At 66.5% G+C, this 15,398-nt stretch carries 14 protein-coding genes; 8 read left to right on the forward strand and 6 right to left on the reverse strand.

Going from position 1 to position 15,398, the window contains the following annotated elements:
• The first annotated feature begins 9 nt into the window (after positions 1–9).
• On the forward strand, positions 10–909 hold the full coding sequence (locus tag C3E87_RS02515; RefSeq protein ID WP_233120667.1) for a 5'-3' exonuclease: 900 nt from the start codon (positions 10–12) through the stop codon (positions 907–909).
• Here C3E87_RS02515 and metW read toward each other — a convergent pair.
• Positions 906–1,511: a methionine biosynthesis protein MetW gene (gene metW / locus C3E87_RS02520; protein WP_076058869.1), complete on the reverse strand. Its 606-nt coding sequence runs from the start codon at positions 1,509–1,511 to the stop codon at positions 906–908. The two genes, C3E87_RS02515 and metW, sit on opposite strands and share 4 nt — an antisense overlap.
• The gene (locus C3E87_RS02525; RefSeq protein WP_076058872.1) at positions 1,508–2,638 is read right to left on the reverse strand and encodes a homoserine O-acetyltransferase; all 1,131 of its coding nucleotides are present in this window, start codon (positions 2,636–2,638) and stop codon (positions 1,508–1,510) included. The genes metW and C3E87_RS02525 overlap by 4 nt, the downstream gene beginning before the upstream one ends.
• A gap of 127 nt (positions 2,639–2,765) precedes the next feature.
• Between C3E87_RS02525 and C3E87_RS02530 the strand changes: the two genes are divergently transcribed.
• The gene (locus C3E87_RS02530; protein WP_076058874.1) at positions 2,766–2,960 is read left to right on the forward strand and encodes a hypothetical protein; all 195 of its coding nucleotides are present in this window, start codon (positions 2,766–2,768) and stop codon (positions 2,958–2,960) included.
• Here C3E87_RS02530 and C3E87_RS02535 read toward each other — a convergent pair.
• A complete protein-coding gene (locus C3E87_RS02535; RefSeq protein WP_076058877.1) occupies positions 2,957–4,237 on the reverse strand; it encodes an O-acetylhomoserine aminocarboxypropyltransferase/cysteine synthase family protein in 1,281 nt (426 codons plus the stop codon). The genes C3E87_RS02530 and C3E87_RS02535 overlap by 4 nt on opposite strands.
• A gap of 288 nt (positions 4,238–4,525) precedes the next feature.
• On the opposite strand from C3E87_RS02535, the gene C3E87_RS02540 reads away from it, so the two are divergent.
• Positions 4,526–6,526: a putative Ig domain-containing protein gene (locus C3E87_RS02540; protein WP_076058879.1), complete on the forward strand. Its 2,001-nt coding sequence runs from the start codon at positions 4,526–4,528 to the stop codon at positions 6,524–6,526.
• Between the two features lie 190 nt (positions 6,527–6,716).
• Positions 6,717–10,292: a family 20 glycosylhydrolase gene (locus tag C3E87_RS02545; RefSeq protein WP_076058882.1), complete on the forward strand. Its 3,576-nt coding sequence runs from the start codon at positions 6,717–6,719 to the stop codon at positions 10,290–10,292.
• 74 nt (positions 10,293–10,366) lie between these two features.
• Here C3E87_RS02545 and C3E87_RS02550 read toward each other — a convergent pair whose 3' ends face one another.
• Entirely contained in the window at positions 10,367–11,071 is a 705-nt protein-coding gene (locus C3E87_RS02550) for an alpha/beta fold hydrolase (protein ID WP_076058884.1), read from the reverse strand.
• Between the two features lie 64 nt (positions 11,072–11,135).
• Here C3E87_RS02550 and C3E87_RS02555 point away from each other — a divergent pair, with 64 nt between their 5' ends.
• A complete protein-coding gene (locus tag C3E87_RS02555; protein WP_076059500.1) occupies positions 11,136–11,642 on the forward strand; it encodes an O-acetyl-ADP-ribose deacetylase in 507 nt (168 codons plus the stop codon).
• Here the strand turns inward: C3E87_RS02555 and C3E87_RS02560 are convergent.
• Positions 11,636–12,202, reverse strand: a complete 567-nt coding sequence (locus tag C3E87_RS02560) for an HNH endonuclease (protein WP_076058886.1) — start codon at positions 12,200–12,202, stop codon at positions 11,636–11,638. The genes C3E87_RS02555 and C3E87_RS02560 overlap by 7 nt on opposite strands.
• Before the next feature lie 423 nt (positions 12,203–12,625).
• Between C3E87_RS02560 and C3E87_RS02565 the strand changes: the two genes are divergently transcribed.
• The 3 genes from C3E87_RS02565 (at position 12,626) to C3E87_RS02575 (ending at position 14,488) form a co-directional block, all read left to right on the forward strand.
• Positions 12,626–13,126, forward strand: a complete 501-nt coding sequence (locus C3E87_RS02565; protein ID WP_076059502.1) for a ferritin-like domain-containing protein — start codon at positions 12,626–12,628, stop codon at positions 13,124–13,126.
• A gap of 229 nt (positions 13,127–13,355) precedes the next feature.
• Positions 13,356–13,973, forward strand: a complete 618-nt coding sequence (locus C3E87_RS02570) for a hypothetical protein (RefSeq protein WP_076058888.1) — start codon at positions 13,356–13,358, stop codon at positions 13,971–13,973.
• A 110-nt stretch (positions 13,974–14,083) separates the two neighbouring features.
• Positions 14,084–14,488, forward strand: a complete 405-nt coding sequence (locus C3E87_RS02575; protein WP_233120668.1) for a four-helix bundle copper-binding protein — start codon at positions 14,084–14,086, stop codon at positions 14,486–14,488.
• Between the two features lie 74 nt (positions 14,489–14,562).
• Here the strand turns inward: C3E87_RS02575 and C3E87_RS02580 are convergent, their stop codons facing one another.
• The gene (locus C3E87_RS02580) at positions 14,563–15,363 is read right to left on the reverse strand and encodes a hypothetical protein (protein ID WP_143570860.1); all 801 of its coding nucleotides are present in this window, start codon (positions 15,361–15,363) and stop codon (positions 14,563–14,565) included.
• Between the last annotated feature and the right edge of the window lie 35 nt (positions 15,364–15,398).

The raw sequence follows: 15,398 nt of genomic DNA on the forward strand, positions 1-15,398 counted from the left end.
CATGGCCGGGTGAGCACCCTGATGATCTTCGACACTTCATATCTGTACTTCCGGGCGTTCTTCGGCGTCCCGGCCACCTTTCGCGCGCCGGACGGGCGCCCCGTCAATGCCGTACGGGGCACGCTCGACTTCATCTCCCGCCTGATGCAGCAGTACTCCCCCGACGAGATCGCCTGCGCCTGGGACATCAGCTGGCGGCCCGACTGGCGGGTGGAGCTCATCCCGTCGTACAAGGCCCACCGCGTCGTCGAGGTGGCGGGCTCGGAGATCGAACAGGTCGACGACGACCTCACCATCCAGGTGCCCCTGATCCGAGCGGCCCTCGAGGCCACCGGCATCCCCATCATCGGCGCGGAGGACCACGAGGCCGACGACGTGCTGGCCACGCTCGCCCGCCGGCACCAGGGCACCACGCTGGTGGTCACCGGCGACCGCGACCTGTTTCAGCTCGTCGACCCGCAGACCTCCGTCGTCTACGTGGCACGCGGCGTGGCCAAGCACGAACTGGTGACACCGGAGGTGCTCGCCCAGAAGTATGGGCTCTCCGCCGACCGTTATGTCGACTTTGCGGTGTTGCGCGGCGATCCCTCCGACGGCCTTCCCGGGGTCAAGGGCATCGGCGACAAGAGCGCGGCCTCCCTGGTCAACGCCTATCCCAGCCTGGAGGCCATGGTGGAAGCAGCCGTCGAGCCGGGGTCGGGGATGTCGCCGTCCATGCGGTCCAAGCTCCTGGCCGACGTCGAGTACCTGGTGAAGGCCCGTGAGGTGGTCACCTGCGTCGACACCCTCGAGCTGCCGGGTCTCCAGAGGGGTGCCCTCAACGCCGAGCGGGCAGCTGAACTGAGCGAGGAACTGGCTCTCGGTGGCTCGATGGAGCGATTGGTGAAGGTGTTGTCGCCCCAGGGCTAACGGCGGGCGTGCAACAGGTAGAGCGAAGAACTGGCCGCCCAGTTCGCCGCCAGGTTCCCCAGCTTGTGGGGGTGGCCCTCGGCGTCGAGCGGGATCCGACGGTCGATGACCATGCCCAGCTTGCTGAAGAGCGGTTCGAGATCCGTCAGCGACGTGTGGTGCACGTTGGGCGTGTCGTACCACTTGAAGGGGAGGTCCTTCGACATGGGCATCCGGCCCCGCATGAGCCGGAGCCGGTTGCGCCAATGCGCGAAGTTGGGCATGGTGACGATCGAATGGAGCGCGATGCGGCCCATCTCGGTGAGGACGGCGCGGGGCCTGTGCACCGTCTGGAGGGTGCGCGACAGCACCACGAAGTCGTAGGAGTCTGAGGCGAACTCCCCCAACTGGGTGTCCAGGTCCAGTTCGATCACGTCGACGCCGCGGCGCAGGCAGTTGAGCACCCGGTCTGGGGCGACATCGACGCCGGTACCGGTGCAACCCTTGGCGTGCAGCATGGCCAGCAGATCGCCGTTGCCGCAGCCGAGGTCCAACACCCGGCTCCCCTCCGGGATCAGGGACGTGATGATGGCCAGGTCAGGCCTGAAGAGGCTGGAGGTCACGAGGTCTCCTCTGCTGCCCTGTCCAGGAACGCCCGCACCGTCGCGTGGTAGTCGGGCAGTTCGAGCAGGAACGAGTCGTGGCCCCAGGTGGATTCGATCTCCCGGAACGAGGTGGGGATCCGCGCGCCCTCGAGATGCCTCACGATGCGACGGGTGTGGGCGGTCGAGAACCGCCAGTCGCTGGTGAAACTGATCAACAGGAACTTCACCGGATCCGCAACCAGCCGGTCGAGGGCCGAAGGATCCGCGAAGGCGTCGAAGTAGTCCATCACCCGCGTGAGATACAGGTAGCTCAGCGCATCGAAGCGGCTGAGGAACCGCTCGCCCTGGTACTCCAGGTAGCTCTCGACGGCGAAGTCGATGCCGAAGTTCGGCGACAGCTCACCGCGTTGGGCGTTGCGTCCGAACTTCTCCTGGAACGCCTCCTCCGAGAGGTAGGTGATGTGTGCCAACATGCGCGCCACGGACAGGCCGAGGTCCGGCGCGCTGCCCCGCGAGAGGAACGCGCCGTCGTGGAAGTGCGGATCTCGCATGATCGCCTGCCGTCCCACTGCGGAGAAGGCGATGTTCTGCGCGGTGAGCCGCGAGGATGCGGCGAAGATCATGGCCCGTGAGAGGTCCTCGGGGTGGTCGAGGGCCCACTGCAACACCTGCATGCCGCCGAGGGAGCCGCCGACGACGGCCGCGAACTTCGCGATGCCCAGATGACGGGCGAGCCCCCGGTGCACCTCCACGAAGTCACCCATGTCGAGCAGCGGGAAGTCCAGCCCGTACGGTTCGCCGGTGGCCGGGTTGATCGACGCGGGACCGGTGGTGCCCTGGCAGCCGCCCAGCATGTTGGAACACACCACGAACCACTGGTTCGTGTCGATCGCCCTGCCCGGGCCGATGAGGTTGTCCCACCAGCCCGGTCTGCTGTCGCCCTCGTGGAAGCCGGCGGCATGGGCATCGCCCGTCAACGCGTGGCAGATGTAGATGGCGTTGCTGCGCTGGGCGTTCAGTCTGCCGTAGGTCTCGTAGGCGACATCCACGAAGGGCAACGTGGTGCCGCTGCGGGTGGCGAAGCCGTCGTCGAAGAGGCGGGCCGAGTGGGTCTCGACCAGTCCGACGCTGCCAGGGGAAGTCACCGGCCCATTCTTACAGGAACCGGCGACCCACTGCGAGGTGTGGTCACTGTGCCTGGTGGTCGCCGACCCTTCCCGGCGACACAGGGAGCCGCTAGCCTGACGAAGACCACCCAGTTGAGGAGGACCGATGTCTGAAGATCGCCGCCCTGACCCCGCTTCGGAGTCCGTGCCCCTGGTCGACCCCCAGGCCGACGAGGTCGAGGAGATGGACGAGGAACACGCCCATTCCGCCGACGGTGCGATCCCGGAGGACAGCGTCGAGGAGACGCGTGTCCACCAGGAGAACGCACCGCGCGAACGGGTGGGCAACGAAGGCGTCTAGATCTGGTCCAGCGCCTGCGTGAGGTCGGCGATGATGTCGTCGATGTGCTCGATCCCCACCGAGAGTCGCACCATCTCAGCTGGCACGCCCGCCGCGGCCAGTTCCTCGTCGCTCAACTGCGAGTGGGTGGTGGAGGCGTTGTGGATCACGAGCGACTTGGCGTCGCCGATGTTGGCCAGGTGACTGAACAACTCAAGTGATTCGACGAACTGCTGCCCTGCCGCCCGCCCGCCGGAGATGCCGAAGGAGACCAGGCCGCCGAAACCGCCCTTGAGGATGCGCAGCGCGACCTCGTGGGTGGGGCTCGACTCCAGACCCGGGTAGTTCACCCAATCCACCTTGGGGTGCTCCTCCAGGAAGCGCGCCACCTTGAGGGCGTTCTCGCTGTGGCGTTCCATCCGCAGGTGGAGCGTCTCGACGCCCTGCAGGACGAGGAACGAGTTGAACGGCGAGATGGTTGCGCCGGTATTGCGCATGAGGACGGTGCGCGCCCTGATGATGTAGGCGAGGTTGCCCACGGCCTCCGTCCAGACCACCCCGTGGTAGGCGGCGTCCGGGCCGGTGAGCCCCGGAAAACGCTCCGCGTGCGCGTTCCAGTCGAAGTTCCCGGAGTCGATGAGGACCCCGCCCAGCGAGGTGCCGTGGCCTCCGAGGTACTTGGTGAGGGAGTGCACGGCCACGTCGACGCCGTGGTCGAACACGCGGGTCAGGTGCGGCGTCGGGACGGTGTTGTCGACGATGAACGGCAGGCCCAGCTCGTGGGCGGCGGCCGACCAGGCGTCGAGGTCGATGACGTTGAGGGCGGGGTTGCCCACGGTTTCGCCGAAGACAAGCTTGGTCTTCTCGTCGACGTGCTGCGCCAGCTCTTCCGGCTTGGCCGGGTCCACGAAGCGCGCCTCGATGCCGAACTGGGCCAGCGTGTGCGCGAAGAGGGCGAAGGTGCCGCCGTAGAGCGTGGAGAGGGCGACGATGTTGTCGCCCGAGTAGGTCAGGTTGAGCACCGCGTACGTCACTGCCGAGGCACCGGACGCCGTGACCAGTGACCCGACGCCACCCTCGAGGGCCGTGAGTCGCTGCTCGAGCACGTCGCTGGTGGGATTCATCAGCCGCGAGTAGATGTTGCCCGGCTTCCGCAGCGCGAACAGGTCTGCGGCATGCTCGGCGTCGTCGAAGACGAAGCTGGTGGTCTGGTAGATCGGGACGGCGCGGGAGTTGGTGGTGGGATCAGGGGTTTCCTGGCCGGCATGAACGGCCAAGGTTTCCGGGCGGTAGCTCATGGGTGTTCCTTCAGTCGAGGGTGTGAGCGTGAACTTACTGCCCTCTCCTCCGGCGGCGAAGGCATCCCAGTTCGCGGTCAGCGGACAGCGGCCGGTCTCCCGGAGTGGATCGCTCACTGGCAGTGAGCGGACCGCTCCTCGCCTCCGCCTCCGGCCCGCGTGGTGAAGCGGATCTCACCCAGGATCGGACCTCGTTTTGCGAAAATGGCGTGTCCCGGGGCCAGGAGAGAGACGATGGCGCCATCCGGTGAACACCGGTCGGTTCTCTCCGATGCGAAGGATGTTTCAATGACGAAACACAGACCATTCCTCGGGATCCTCGCCGCCGTCGCCCTGATGTTGGGCCTGGCTGCGGGCGTGGCCCCTCAGGCGGCCGCTGAGGATCCGCCCCTGTCCCTCGAGTTGACGAGCGCCCCGGAGACGCTGGTCGGCGGCGAGGACGCGACCATGACCTTTTCCATCGACGCACTGTCTTCCCTTGCCGTCCTGACGGTGGACGTGAGCACCGGTTGGCAGGTCTCCCCCAGCCGACAGTTGGTCGCTCCGGGAGAGACCAGCAAGTCGGTCACCCTGCGCGCGCCCATCAGCGGAGAGGGTGCCACTGTCACGGTTGGCCTCTACGCGGCCTCCGGCGACTACGCAGCGATGGCGACATACATCCCGTTGGCTCCTGCGCTCGCACCGCTCGACATAGCGGGGGTGGTGGCCTGGGACTCCGCTGAACCCGCCGAAGGCGGAACCATCCCCGGCAATGGCCTGGTGACTGCGGCGATCGACGGCGATGTCAGCACCTTCTGGCACACCCAATGGCAACCGGATGACAGTCCCCACCCCCACTTCATCGTGCTTGACCTGGGATCGGTCCAGACCGTCCACTCCTTCGTCTATGTACCGCGCGGCTACTCGACCTGCGAATACCCGAACAATGCGACCGCCTGCAACGGGCAGATCGTTGACTTCGAGCTCCATGCCGGAGCCGGCACCTTCGGCGAGCGCACCGTAGCCGAACTCCAGGGCTACTCATTCGCCCAGCCGGAGGATGCGACTTACTCGCTCATCAAGGCCGATTCCTTCTCGAGCGCAGACACCGCGCCGAAGACGGTCACGTTCGACGAACCCGTCACGACACGCTATCTCAAGCTCGTGTCGCTCAGTGCCGTCCCCGACAACGCCAACGGCGCCGAGGACTACCCCGGCGGGCAACCCTGGGCGCACGCAGCGGAGTTGGAAGTCATCGGCGCACTCACCGGGTCGTCGCCAGAACTGCCAGACGTCGCGCCCACGCCGCGCGTCGTCGTCGCTCCGGCGGCGGCCTCGGCCGGAACGTCCGTGAATGTGAGTGGCGGTGGCTTCGAGGCAGAGGCATCGGTCACCGTCACGCTGGGCGGCGAACCCGTCGCGTTCGGCATGGTTGATCTGAGCGGCCTCTTCTTCACCAGCATGGTGCTGCCTGAGGACCTGCCGCTGGGAGCGGTGACGCTCACCGCCTCAGACGGTGCCAACTCGGCGTCGACGGCCGTCACTGTCGTGGACACGACGGTACCCGCCATCCAGGCCGTCGCGGCGACCTCCGGCAGGGTGGGCACCGCACTCTCCATCGCGGTGAAGGCCACCGACGACTCACTGCCGCTGACGTACTCCGCCGCGGGGCTTCCCCCTGGTGTGCGGATCAATGCGGCCACCGGGGTGATCTCCGGCACGCCCACCGTCGACGGGGTGTTCAACGTGACCGTCACCGTCCGGGATGCCCAGGAGAATGAGGCCACGGTGTCCTTCAAGGTCACGGTGGCGAAGAAGGCCGCTCCCACCCCGAGCCCCACCCCGACCCAGCCGGCGAAGTTCGTCCGCACGGCGCCGTACACCCTTGAGGGCAAGCACCTGCTCAACGGCCGCAACTGGACGACCACCTGCGAGCCGTATTCGCAGACGGAGCGGTGCCGCACCGAGATCTGGGCCACCGTGGTCAAGATGGAGGACGGGCAGTTCGTCCGCGAGTCGGGTTGGGCCTTCAACAACCTCACCTACCTGCCGTACATGACCCGTCAGGCGTGGAAGGGCAACCCCTTGGGTGATCTCGGCTCGACCACGAACGGTGTGTTCACCTCCGGTGGGCGTCAGTGGCGCACCGAGTGTGACACCGCCGCGACGGGCAGGGGCGCGTGCCGCTCCTACACGTGGACGACGGTGTACGCGGCGACGCCTAAGGCTTCGGGCGGCTACGCCTTCAGCCAGTCGAACGAGTGGGTGTTCAACAACATCGTGATGTTCGGAGCCCCCAGTTGGAGGTAACCCTGCGATGAGGTGTCGGAGCCCCCGGAGGACTTGTCCTCCGGGGGCTCGTCGCGAAATGAGCACTCACTCTTGTCATATCCGGTGAAATTGGGCCGGCTGCTTGCAGATGAACGGCCGGTGCCGTGACGATGGGGGAACAAAACCGGTTTATCAACCGGTTCGCGTCGACGAAAGAGGATGTCGTTCAATGACGAAACGCAGACCGTTCCTCGGGGTTCTGGCCGCCACCGCGCTCATCGCGGGCATGGCGGTCACCGCGGTGGCTCCACCAGCCGCCGCTGCAGACCCCGTCCAGGCCGCCCCGAACGGGTCCCCGGCTTCCATCCCGGGACTTTCGGACTGGACGCCGGGCACCGGCTCGTTCCAGTTCGCATCCGACACTACGGTCGTGGCTGGCGCCGGCGCTGAGGCTGAGGCCGCCAAGATCGCCGTAGACCTGAGCACAGCACTCGACACTGACGTGGTCACGACGACCGGCAGTGCCGGCACCGGCGACGTCGCACTGACCCTGGATGCCTCGCAGACCGATCTCGGCGATGAAGGTTACCGGATCGAGGTGGGCGAAAGCATCGCCATCACCGCCGCCACCGAGGCCGGTCTGTTCTACGGCGGGCAGACGGCCGTCCAATGGGCCGTGCTGGCCGGCACCACGTCGGCCATTCCGGCCGGAAGCAGCGTGGACATCCCGGCCTACCCCATCCGCTCGGTCGGCATCTGCGCATGCATCGTCAACATCTCCATGGAGAAGTTCGAGCAGGTCATCAAGGAGATGGCCTACTACAAGATGAACGAACTGTGGATCGAGCTCAAGGTTGAGTCCGAGGCCTACCCCGAGGCCACCTTCTGGTCGTACTACACCAACGAGCAGGCGGCCCACTTGGCCGAGTTCGCTGCGCAGCACCACGTAGAGCTGGTCCCCGAGGTCAACTCCCCAGGACACATGGGCCCGTGGCTGCAGAACCTCCCCCACCTCCAGCTCGTCAACGCCAGCGGCGTGCGTCAGCCGACGCAGCTCGACATCTCGAAGCCCGAAGCCCTCGACGTGGTCAAGAACCTCGCCTCCGAGTACATCGAGAAGTTCGGTCTGGACTGGTATCACATGGGCGCTGACGAGTACCTCCTCGGCTCCGGCTCGTTCCAGAACTATCCGCAGATCATCGCGGCTGCCCGGGAGAAGTTCGGTCCCACTGCGACGGAAAGCGACCTCGTCGTCTGGTTCATCAACCAGATCAACGCACACGTCAAGGCTGAGGGCGCGAACCTGCGCATCTGGAACGACGGCATCCCCGCCCAGGACAACCTCGTCACCCTCGACAAGGACGTCATGGTTGAATACTGGTACTCCTACGGACGCACCATGGAAAAGACGCTGAGCGACGGAAACGACATCGTCAATACCGACAGCAGCCTCTACTTCACCCGCAACGGCGCATGGGGCTCCGCCGAGGCGCGCTGGAACCAGAGTTGGACCCCCCATATCTACAACGGTCGCGCCATCGACGACTCAGCGACCACGGGCAAGATTCTGGGCGGCAAGATGGTGCTGTGGCCGGACAACGGTCCCGGCACCACCGAAAACGCCCTCTTCGCCCAAATCCACGAGACCCTGCGTTACCTCGCTCAGGCCACGTGGAGCACCGATCGGCCGGCCGCCACCTACGCGGCGTTCAAGCAGCTCGGACAGGAGCTGGGCGACGGCCCCAACACCCTGTCCGTCGACTACGCACCCCTGATCCCCGGGGACTACGCGGTTCGTGTCGGCGCCGCGTCCCTGACAGCTGGTTCCGCCGTGACCATGACCGACGCGTCCTCGACGTGGAACTTCACCTCCACCGCGGACGGCTACTACAAGATCGCCCAGGGTGATCAATGCCTCGCGATGGCCGAGGGCGACTCGCTCAACCTGAAGGCTCCTAACACCTTCGGGCAAGTGCCCACCCTGACCACCTGTACCTCGACGCCACGTGAAGCGGGCAACCTGCAGAAGTGGTGGATCCGCCAGGTCGACGGTGGTTTCACGATCGCCAACGCGATTTCCAACATGCCGCTCGTGGTGGACGGCGCCGAGGTCGCGCAGCAGGATCCCAACCACAGCGAGGCCACCGTCTTCGCCCTGGTTGGCGACGGCGTCGCCACCACGGCTGGGTCGCTCGGCCGAGTGCTCGCAGGTGTCACCGCACGCGTGCCCGTCACGATCCGCAACCTTGAGGCCGCAGCGGTCGGCAACGTCGTTGTCACCCCCGTCGTGCCTGAGGGCTGGCTGGTCGACATCGAGGAGGCTCAGGTGGGCGACCTCGCCGCTCAGGGCGAGCGTGACCTGACCTTCCGCATCACCCCGAACGCCGGCCCCTCCGGCGCCGAGGTGTTGGAGTTCGTGACCTCGTGGACCGACAGCAGCGGTGAGGAGCGGCAACGCACCACCAGCGTGCCGCTCAACTTCTCGTGCACGGCCAACGTCACGTCGCCCAGCGAGGTGGTGCGGGTCTCGAGTGAGCAGAATGACTCTTCTGAGCGAGCGCCTGCTGTCAATGTCATCGACGGCAACGGCAACACGTTCTGGCACACGCAGTGGAACGGCGTCGAACCCGCCCATCCGCATCAGCTGGTCGTCGGCATGGCGAACGCAGCAGACATCTGCGCGGTGACGCTCACCCCCCGCCAGGGCGTCTCATCCGGGGCGGTCAACGGCCAGATCAAGGGATTCGAGATCTACGCCACCAACGACCGCGCCGTCGCCACCACGACCACTGGCACTCCCGGCGCGGTGCCCGCAGGTTGGACGAAGGTTGCGGAGGGTGAGCTGCCCGCCGGCCAGTCGCCGCAGTGGATCCCCTTCACCGAAATGGTTCGGGCCCAGTACCTCCTGCTGGTGTCGAAGTCGGCGCAGAACCCGGCCCATCCTTGGACGACGCTGGGTGAATTCTCGGTCGATGTCGCAGGCGCGGACACCAACGCGCCGGTCGTCATGGTGGACTCCGCCAGCGTGGAGAGCGGCAAGCCCCTGTCGCTGGCGGTCAGGGTCGCGGACGCCTCTGCGGTCACCTTCGCCGCCACCGGGCTGCCGACCGGGCTCCAGATCGATGGCGACGGCCTCATTTCAGGTACGACGACCACCGCCGCAGGTGCGTATCCCGTCCAGGTCACCGTGACTGACGCTCAGGGTCTGAGCACCACGGTGGAGCTGACGCTCACGGTCACCCCGAAGGCGTCTCCTTCGCCGTCACCGTCACCCTCCGCGTCGCCGTCACCTTCACCGACACCGACCCGGCCCTCCCCCCGGCCGACACGGACGGCAACGCCGCCCGGCGGCAAGTTCATCCGCACGGCCCCGTACACGCTGCCGGGCGCACATACGTTCAACGGTCGTCAGTGGAACACGTCGTGTGAGCCGTACTCACAGACGGAGCGTTGCCGCACGGAGATCTGGGCGACAGTGGTGAAGATGGAAAACGGCCAGTTCGTGCGGGAGTCGGGTTGGGCGTTCAACAACCTGACCTACCTGCCGTACATGACCCGTGAGTCGTGGAAGGGCAACCCCCTGGGTGATCCGAGCTCGACCACTGCTGGCGTGTTCACCTCTGGTGGGCGTCAGTGGAAGACCGAGTGCGACACGGCCGCCACCGGTCGGGGCGCGTGCCGTTCCTACACGATGACGACGGTGTACGCCGCAACTGCGAAGCAGTCGGGCGGCTACGCCTTCTCGCAGAGCAATGACTGGGTGTTCAACAACATCGTGATGTTCGGTTCGCCCGCGCAGCTGTAACGGCCAGTCTCTCCCGAGAGTTGGGCCCCCGGTCGTTTCCTCGGCCGGGGGCCTCCTCATGCCGTCCACTCCCCTCAGCTGTGGGTGGGGTCGGCCTCCGCCAGAAGAACGCGCGCCAGGTCATCGGGGCGGCTGGCCTGCGGCCAGTGGCCGGATTCCAACTCCACGTACGAAAGGTGCCGGACCTTGGGCAGCTCCGACACGGGCGCGAAGCCCTGCGAAATCCAGTCGCGCACATCGGCCTCCGAGAACTCCGGGCACACCATGACGACGGGCACGTCGTAGCGCTTCGGGTTGCCCAGCGACTGCGTGCCGAGGGCATAATCGGCAGGGGCCGGAGACATGTGGCCCTCGAGCCAGGCCCGGTCCCCCTCGCTGAGGTCGGCGATGTCCGGGCCGTCGAATGGTTGCCAGCCGGGGAAGGGCAGGACGCCGTCGTCGTTGGTCTCGAAGCCGTCCAACAGCATCATGCCGTCCGGGATGGGGAAACCTCCCAGCAACAGCACCCTGGCCGTGCGGCCAGGCCGGCGATCAGCTGCGGCCCAGGCGGCGGCGCACGCGGCTGAGTGACCGACGAGCATGGCGGGACCGCTGGCGCTGTCGATCTCCGTGACGATGGCCGCGACGAGGTCGGCGTAGGTGACGTGGCGGGGGTCCGCACCATCGTGGCCTGGCGGTGTGATGGTGCTCACGCGGTGACCGGCCTTCAGCAGGGCGGGGGTGACGCGCTCCCACGAGGAGCCGTCCAGCCAGAGTCCGGGAATGAGAATGATGTCCATGGGGAGCTCCATCGGGTTCGGTGACCTGCTAGCTCCAGCCTAAGGTGCTGGCACCATGGTCGACATGGTCAAGGTGAAGGTCATCCGGGGAGATATCACGCAACAGGACGTCGACGCGGTGGTCAACGCCGCCAACAACCGCATGCGGGGCGGTGGCGGGGTCGACGGTGCGATTCACCGCGCGGGCGGCCCGGCGGTCCTCGAGGAATGCATCACACGGTTTCCGCACGGCCTGGCCACGGGCGACGCCGGCTGGACCACCGCTGGCGACATGCCGGCCCGCTGGGTGATCCACACCGTCGGTCCCAACTACGCCGCGGGCGAGCGCGACCGGGGGTTGTTGGTCTCCTGTTATCAGCGCTCGCTGGAGGTGGCCGAGGAACTGGGAGCCCGGAGTGTCGCCTTTCCGTTGATCAGCGCGGGCATCTACGGCTGGCCCAAGGATGATGCGATCGCGGCCGCCGTCGAGTCCGTCAACGGGGCTGACACCGCCGTCGGAGAGGTTCGGTTGGTGGCCTTCGACGAGGCCACCTTCGCGCAGCTCGAGCGGGCAGTCGCGGAGGCTCAGTAGCTCTCGGACTCGAGGATCCGCCAGACCTCGGCCTGGACGCCTGAGTACTCCAGGGTGGAGGAACTCGGGTCCCACAGCAGCTTCATCTGCGCCTCGTCCGGAGTCCGGTTGCCCTTCCGACCGTTGCAGAGCGAGCACGCCGCCACCAGGTTGCCCCACGTCCATCCGCCGCCGCGGGACGCAGGGTGCACGTGATCGACGGTGAGCGCATGCCCGCCGCAGTATGCACACGTCCACCCGTCGCGGCGCAGGATCTCCAGCCGGGTGGCGCGCTGGTGCAGTTCAGGCCTCTTGCGCCACGGAATGTCGATCCAGTAATTGAGCCGCACGATGATGGGCCAGGACATGTCGACGGTCCCGCCTGCGGAACGGACGCGTTTGGTGGGATGCACCTTGAAGGGAGAGTAGGTGCCCTCCAGGATGCCGATCACGGCCGAGGTCCATTCCACCTCCCCCTTGACGTCGTAGTCGAGCCCCACGACGAAGGCCGTGCGGAAGTGTTCATCGAGCTGGCAGGCGGCGATGTAGCGGTGCGGCTGATGCCTCAGACGAAGTCCCATGCGACACGGTTCCTTTCATGTGGGTTGCAGGTGGAATGAAAAGAGGCCCCAGGGACAGGAATCCCTCGGGGCCTCGGATGCACGGCGCGCACGCCTCGCACATCGCTCACGATCGTATCGCCTCTCGGCCGGCCGCTATCCCCGGGTGCGCGCTGTGGCGCCGGTGACGGGCGTGCACGGTGTGGATCATTCGGGGCGACCTCTCCTGTGAGTGTGCAGCACAAAAATAACAGCCTCTACCCCATTCCCGGTCGTCTTCGGCGCAGGAATCATGCACCCGTAGCCACAAATTCACCTGATCGTCACCCTCGAAGGAGATGTCCGACGCCGCTCGGTTCTGGTCCGTCGGGGTGAGGTGCTTCCGCCGAGCAGCGATTAGCGTCGGTTGGAAGGAGAAATCCCCCTGAGTGAAAGGTGACCATCATGGCCGACAAGACCCTGGACAACCTGTTCTTCGACACGCTCCGCGACATGTACTACGCCGAGCGCCACATCGCCAAGACGCTGCCGAAGCTGGCCGACAGCGCCGTTTCGGACAAGTTGACCGAGGCCTTCCTGACCCACCAGAAGGAGACCGAGCAGCAGATCGCCCGGCTGGAAAAGGTCTTCAAGATGATCGACCGGCAGCCCACGTCCAAGCGCTGCGAGGCGATTGACGGTCTCATCGCCGAGGGCGACGGAATCATGGAGGATTTCAAGGAGAGCCCGGCCCTCGATGCTGGCCTCATCTCGTCGGCCCAGGCCGTCGAGCACTATGAGATCGCCCGATACGGCACCCTCCGTCGCTGGGCCTCGATGCTCGGGCTGAACGACGGCGCGTCGCTCCTCAGCGAGTCGCTCGACGAGGAGTCGCGCACCGACGAGCTCCTCACCAAGTTGGCCGAGGGCGAGGCCAACGCCCGCGCTAAGAGCGGGAAGAGCTGATCCACCTCTGGTCATCGGCCATGGGGCACCCGCGAGACGGGCGCCCCATGGCCGTTGCGCATGCCCGAAACGATGAGCAGGGCGGGCAGTGGCGGCCAGGGTGAGTGCCGCGACCATGCTCATCGCCACCAGGCCCGAACGCACGCAGGGGTTGGGCAACTGCTAGCGTTCGACAAACCGGATCGCAGTGCGGCGCCTCCGAGTGGACGAGCGGTATAGGGGTTGTCGGATGAAGGATCGGCTACGCGAGGGCGTCAAGGTCACCGTCTGGATCGCGCTGGGGGTCGCGGTCGCCTTTGTCGGAGTCCAGGTGTGGAACAGCTACACGCAATCGGCGCTGGACACCCGATCTGAAGTCCTCAGCAGCCAGGTCATCAACGCCATCTCCCGGGAGGAACAGGTGTCACTCCTGAGCCTGGGTATCCAGGGCATCGCTGAGAAGAACGAGCGTCGGACCATCTTCGGGATCGATGTACCCGGCAGTGAGCGGGCGCTGTGCCTGCAGTACAACTTCAACGCCAAACTCGGTATCGACGGCGGCGACGTCCGGATCGAGAAGACCAGCGAGGACAGTTTCACCGTCTCCATTCCGGAGTTCATCTTCATCGGTCACAACGATGCGAACTTCAAGCTGGTGACCGAGAATAGCGGTGTGCTGAGCTGGGTCACCCCGGAGATCGACGCGGTGGAGATGACGAACCAGATCCTCAACGACGAGGCGCAGAGCCAGTACATCGACGCCAACGAGGACCTCCTCAGGGACCAGGCCGAGGCTTTCTACGAGGGGATCATCACGGCCATCGACCCGTCGTTGGAGGTCGAGTTCGAGTACGCCTCCGGCCGCTAGGTCACGGCGGATCGCCTGCCCTGACCGATCTGCGCTGTTAGCGTGGAGGCCAGAGCAACTCGGCGCGTCCACAGCCGGTGACTCCCGGCGCGCGCCGGAAGGAGGACGACATGTTGACCATCGAAGCCATGCTCGACACCTACCCCCAGGAACTCGCGAGCGTCGACGGGGAGAAGTTGGTTGAGTGCATCCGGGCCTGTCTTGAGTGCAGTCAGACGTGCGCGGCCTGCGCTGACGCCTGCCTGGCCGAGGACATGGTGGCCGAACTCAGGCAGTGCATCCGGACGAACCTGGACTGTGCCGACATCTGCGCGACGACAGCGGCGGTCCTGTCCCGCCAGACGGCCCGCAACACCGAGGTGATCCGAGCCCTGCTCGACGCCTGTGAAGCGGTCTGCCGGGCCTGCGCTGACGAGTGCGAGAAGCACGCCTCGATGCACGAGCACTGCCGCGTCTGCGCGGAGTCGTGCCGTCGCTGCGAACAGGCCTGCTCGGACCTCCTCGCCACCCTCTGATCCCTCTCTGCCACGCCCCCCCCCGGACAGCGTCTGCTGTTCGAGGGCGTGCGTGCGCTCTGGCTCTGGCGCCCTCATCCCGACGTCGACGGGTTGCCGCTGCGGCGGGCGACCCGGAAGAGCTTCACGCCCACCCAGGCGAACCAGATCGGCAACAGGAGGCCGTAGACGAGGTATGCGGAGCCGATCATGGGGCGCAGGGCCTCGCTGAGGACACCTATCGCGCCGGCTGCCATGCCGACGACGGACAAGGCCCGGCCCCGCTGCCCCTGCCACATCACGACGGACAACACCAGGATCGCGCCGGCGGTCAGGATGCCCGCCCAGGACACGGCGTTCGTCGCGGCGATCAACGCCTCTGCCGCCGCCACCAGCGCGGCCTGCTCGCCTTGATCCGCGCCGGCGTAGGCGTCGCTCAGCACGACCATGCCCCCATGCAGGGACTGCGGGCTGCTGCCCAAGGCCAACGCGATGGTCTCCGACACGATCCCGAGGAGGCCGCCGATCAGAGCCAGGGTCTTGTTGACGGTGGACAGCGCGACGCCCAATGCGGCGAACACCAGGAGCGCAGGCACCGCCAAGCCGACGAAAGACACCAGCTCGACCAGATAGACGGCCTTGTGCTCGGCGATGTACTCCAGAAGAGGCCGCCCCTGGCTGGGCGGCAAGGGCGCCACGAAGACGAGGACGATGGGGACCAGCACCAACACCACGAACAGCAGTGCCGCGTAACCGCCGATGCTGTACAGGGGGCGCCAGGACAGGTCGACGCTGGCTGTCCCGGAGGGTGGGGTCGGCTTCTCAATTGCCCCTGTCAGGAGGGTTTTTTCAAGCGCAGTTTCCGCTGGCGCGGACGACGGTCTGGGTCTTTCCATGGTGGACTCCCGTATGAGGGCGACATTGCCCTTCA

The sequence above is a fragment of the Tessaracoccus sp. ZS01 genome (assembly GCF_022342445.1).
GTDB lineage: Bacteria > Actinomycetota > Actinomycetes > Propionibacteriales > Propionibacteriaceae > Arachnia.

Excerpts from the sequence above, each read along its gene's own strand:
- C3E87_RS02530 (WP_076058874.1), top strand. The coding sequence starts at position 2,766 with ATGTCTGAAGATCGCCGCCCTGACCCCGCTTCGGAGTCCGTGCCCCTG.
- C3E87_RS02535 (WP_076058877.1), bottom strand. The coding sequence starts at position 4,237 with ATGAGCTACCGCCCGGAAACCTTGGCCGTTCATGCCGGCCAGGAAACC.
- C3E87_RS02540 (WP_076058879.1), top strand. The coding sequence starts at position 4,526 with ATGACGAAACACAGACCATTCCTCGGGATCCTCGCCGCCGTCGCCCTG.
- C3E87_RS02545 (WP_076058882.1), top strand. The coding sequence starts at position 6,717 with ATGACGAAACGCAGACCGTTCCTCGGGGTTCTGGCCGCCACCGCGCTC.
- C3E87_RS02550 (WP_076058884.1), bottom strand. The coding sequence starts at position 11,071 with ATGGACATCATTCTCATTCCCGGACTCTGGCTGGACGGCTCCTCGTGG.
- C3E87_RS02555 (WP_076059500.1), top strand. The coding sequence starts at position 11,136 with ATGGTCAAGGTGAAGGTCATCCGGGGAGATATCACGCAACAGGACGTC.
- C3E87_RS02560 (WP_076058886.1), bottom strand. The coding sequence starts at position 12,202 with ATGGGACTTCGTCTGAGGCATCAGCCGCACCGCTACATCGCCGCCTGC.
- C3E87_RS02565 (WP_076059502.1), top strand. The coding sequence starts at position 12,626 with ATGGCCGACAAGACCCTGGACAACCTGTTCTTCGACACGCTCCGCGAC.
- C3E87_RS02570 (WP_076058888.1), top strand. The coding sequence starts at position 13,356 with ATGAAGGATCGGCTACGCGAGGGCGTCAAGGTCACCGTCTGGATCGCG.
- C3E87_RS02575 (WP_233120668.1), top strand. The coding sequence starts at position 14,084 with ATGTTGACCATCGAAGCCATGCTCGACACCTACCCCCAGGAACTCGCG.
- C3E87_RS02580 (WP_143570860.1), bottom strand. The coding sequence starts at position 15,363 with ATGGAAAGACCCAGACCGTCGTCCGCGCCAGCGGAAACTGCGCTTGAA.